Origin of the sequence: Nocardiopsis sp. TNDT3, from assembly GCF_003427465.1 — a bacterium.
GTDB lineage: Bacteria > Actinomycetota > Actinomycetes > Streptosporangiales > Streptosporangiaceae > Nocardiopsis > Nocardiopsis dassonvillei.
On record NZ_QPFC01000170.1, the window covers coordinates 1 to 3,680 of the forward strand.

The 3,680-nt window shown below is 71.2% G+C and carries 3 protein-coding genes; 2 read left to right on the top strand and 1 reads right to left on the bottom strand.

Translation table 11 applies throughout. The annotated features are described in order from the left end of the window. Positions 1-233: 233 nt before the first annotated feature. A complete protein-coding gene (locus DQW06_RS04715; protein WP_117198024.1) occupies positions 234-737 on the top strand; it encodes an adenylyltransferase/cytidyltransferase family protein in 504 nt (167 codons plus the stop codon). 167 nt (positions 738-904) lie between these two features. Next, a complete protein-coding gene (locus DQW06_RS04720) occupies positions 905-2,767 on the top strand; it encodes an ABC transporter ATP-binding protein (RefSeq protein WP_041552822.1) in 1,863 nt (620 codons plus the stop codon). Between the two features lie 107 nt (positions 2,768-2,874). On the opposite strand, the gene DQW06_RS04725 is transcribed toward DQW06_RS04720, so the two are convergent. Beyond that, positions 2,875-3,468, bottom strand: a complete 594-nt coding sequence (locus DQW06_RS04725; RefSeq protein WP_117198025.1) for a (2Fe-2S) ferredoxin domain-containing protein — start codon at positions 3,466-3,468, stop codon at positions 2,875-2,877. Positions 3,469-3,680: the final 212 nt, after the last annotated feature.

Sequence of the window (3,680 nt, forward strand, 5' to 3'; positions counted from 1 at the left end):
CCGCCCTCCCTCCTTCATTCGCGATTTCGGACATTTCCGGCATTCCATCGAGTGGATTCTCCGGTGATGTAGCTCACATTCGCGGGCCACTCCCCCACACCGAAGGCGAACCGTGTTCGGTCGGTGCGCCCCGAGAAGGAATACCCGTCCCGAACGGATACGTTGACCTTTCGGGCGAGCCCGCGGGCGCGATCGGATCCGGGCGCCCTCAGGCCTGCCGAACGGGTGGTGGAATGACGGACACGGAAGCGACGCAGGGACCCGGCACCGCGCTGAGCGCCCACTGGTTCGAGCGTCCCGACCCCCTGGTACGACCGGCGGTCGTCACCGGGGCCTTCGACGTCCTGCACGTCGGACACGTCCGCTTCCTCCGCTCCATCGCCGACCGGGGGCTGCCCCTGGTGGTGGGCGTGGAGTCCGACGCGCGCGTGCGCGCCTGGAAGGGCCCGGGACGCCCCGTGAACCCTGCGGAGGAGCGCGCCGAGACCGTGGCCGCCCTGGCCTGCGTCACCGGCGCGTTCGTCATCGAGGGACCGCCCGAGGTCGCCGACTGGGCCTCCTACGCCGAGGTGCTGCGCCCCCTGGCGCCCGCCGCCCTGGCCTACACCGCCGGGGACCGCTACACCCAGGCCAAGATCCGCGGCGCCGAGGCGCTCGGCGCGCAGGCCTGGGAGCTGCCCTTCACCCCCGGCCGGTCCACCACCGCGGCCCTGGGCCGCCTCGCCCACTCCCTCTAGTACCGACAGGACCTCCCCGGCCCGTCGCGACGGCTCGCGGCTCCACCCGCCCTGTGACGCGTGCGGGCCCCTCCACGTGCCCGCAGGCGGCCTGGGAAGCGGTGCACACGCACCGGTGTTGACGCTTGCGTGGCGAATAGGCAAGCAGAACGAGGCTGTTCATGACAATGATGTCCGGCAGGCCCTCCTACAGGGCCCTGGTCAACGACGGGAGCGCGAAGGGGCAGTCACTGCCCCCCGGAATCACCCGACGCATCATCTCCTACGCCCGCCCGCACTGGCGGGTGATCCTGTGTTTCCTGTTGGTGACGACGGTCGGCGCCGGGATCGTGGTCGCCAACCCGCTCCTGCTCAAGGCCATCATCGACCGCGGCATCCTGACCGGGAACACCGCGCTGGTGGTGTGGCTGGCGCTCGCCGCGGCGGGGCTGGCGGTGCTGGAGAGCGGACTGACCCTGCTCGGCAGGTGGCTGTCCTCCCGGATCGGCGAGGGGGTCATCTACCAGCTGCGCACGCAGGTGTTCACCCACGTCCAGCGGATGCCGGTGGCCTTCTTCACCCGTACGCAGACGGGGTCGCTGATCAGCCGTCTGAACACGGACGTGGTGGGCGCGCAGCGGGCGATCACCTCCGTCCTGCAGTCGGTGGTGTCCAACGTGGTGAGCGCGACCGCGGTGATCGTGACGATGATCGCCCTGTCGTGGCAGGTGACGCTGATCGCGCTGGCCCTGGTTCCGCTGTTCGTGGTCCCCGCCAAGGTGATCGGGCGACGGCTGGCGCACATCTCCCGCGACGCGATGGACACCAACGCGGACATGAGCTCGCTGATGACCGAGCGGTTCAACGTCGGCGGGGCGATGCTGGTCAAGCTGTACGGACGCCCCGAGGAGGAGTCGGCGGGGTTCGCCCGGCGCGCGAGCCGGGTCCGGGACCTGGGCGTGCGCCAGGCGGTGTTCGGCTCGCTGCTGTTCAGCATGCTGGGCCTGATCACGGCGCTGGCCATGGCGATGGTCTACGGGGTCGGCGGCGTGCTGGCGATCGGCGGGGCCTTCGAGGTGGGCACGCTGGTGGCGCTGACCACCCTGCTCGCCCGCCTGTACGGGCCGGTGACGACGCTGTCCAACGTGCACGTGGAGATCATGACCGCGCTGGTCTCCTTCGACCGGGTCTTCGAGGTGCTGGACCTGGAACCGGGCATCAGGGAGAGCCCCGACGCACGGAACCTGCCCGGGGAGCGTCTGGGCGTGGAGTTCGACAACGTGTCGTTCCGCTACCCGGCGGCGAAGGAGTCGTCGGTGGCGTCGCTGGAGCTGACGCCGCAGGCGTCGGTGGACGAGGACACCCAGGTGCTGAGCGGGGTGTCGTTCCGGGCGGAGCCGGGGACGATGGTGGCCCTGGTGGGGCCGTCCGGAGCGGGCAAGACGACGCTGACGCACCTGGTGTCGCGCCTGTACGACCCGACCGAGGGCCGGGTGCTCGTCGGCGGGCTGGACCTGCGCGAGGTGACCGGCGACTCGCTGCGCGAGGCGGTCGGCGTGGTCACCCAGGACGCGCAGCTGTTCCACGACACCGTGGGGGCGAACCTGCGGTACGCCCGGCCGGAGGCGACCGACGCCGAGCTGGAGGAGGTGCTGCGGATGGCGCGGCTGGGCACCCTCCTGGACCAGCTGCCCAACGGGCTGGACACGATGGTCGGCGACCGCGGGTACCGGCTGTCGGGCGGTGAGAAGCAGCGGCTGGCGATCGCGCGTCTGCTGCTGAAGGCGCCGTCGGTGGTGGTGCTGGACGAGGCGACGGCCCACCTGGACTCCGGGTCCGAGGCGGCAGTGCAGGAGGCGCTGTCCGTGGCGCTGGAGGGCCGGACCTCGCTGGTGATCGCGCACCGGCTGGCGACGGTGCGCGAGGCGGACCAGATCCTGGTGCTGGAGGACGGCCGGATCCTGGAGCGCGGCACGCACGACGAGCTGCTGGTCCAGGGCGGGCTGTACACGGCGCTGTACCGGACCCAGTTCGCTCCGCAGAGCCGGTAGCGCCCGTGCCGGGGACCGACCCTGTGGGACGGTTTCCGGCGCGTCCGGGCGGCCGCCTGCCGGGAGCCTCTCCGGCGCCGGGGCGCGGGGCCTCCGGGGACCTGGGGTCAGTCCCCGCCGGACTTGCCGCCCTTCTCGGACTTCTTGTCCTTGGCTTTCTCGGCCTTCTTGGCTTTCTTGTCGTCCTTCTTGGACTTCTTGCCCTTCTTGGACTTCTCGTCCTTCTTCTTCCCGCCGTCCTTGCCCGGGCGGGCGGCGGCCTCGCGCCTGTCCTTCTTGCGCTCCTTCTTGGCCGCCTTGGAGTGCTTGGGCTTCTTGCGCTTCTTCGGCTTCTTGGCGTCCTTGGAGGTCACGTGGTCGGCCAGGACGGCGGGCAGCGGGGCGATACCGGGCCCGCCCTCGAAGATCCAGTCGTCGACGGCCTCGACCAGCTTGTCCTCGGTGACCTCCCCCAGCCACACCGGACGGCCTCCGGCGGCCCGCCCCGCCGAGGACGGCTGGACGACCACCACGTTGGCCTGGAAGCAGATGCCCAGGCACTTGCTGGTGCGGACGGGAACGCTGCGGCCGGAGTGGTCGTCGATGGCCCTGAGGCGGGCGAGCTGGGCCTTGTGGTCCACCCCGGGGACCTTCTTCTTGGTACCGCAGCAGCAGCCCCGGCACACCGTGAGCTGGCAGGGACGTCCTTGGGCCGTGTCCACTCTTCTCCCTTCACGCTCCCGTCGAGCCCCAGGAACCGTTAGGTTCGCCTTACCTCATCAGCGTAATCCGTGTCCGGAACCGTCTGACCAGCGGGTACGCCCTCGGGCTCGATGTCCTCCACCGGCGCGCCCCCGTGGCCGGGTCCGGCGACCACCACGGGGCGCCAGGTCTCGGGCAGTCCCGCGCCGCCGTCCCCGCCGTTCCACCCCGG

Bases quoted from the DNA above. Each gene is read 5' to 3' on its own strand.
- DQW06_RS04715 (WP_117198024.1), top strand. From the start codon at position 234: ATGACGGACACGGAAGCGACGCAGGGACCCGGCACCGCGCTGAGCGCC.
- DQW06_RS04720 (WP_041552822.1), top strand. From the start codon at position 905: ATGATGTCCGGCAGGCCCTCCTACAGGGCCCTGGTCAACGACGGGAGC.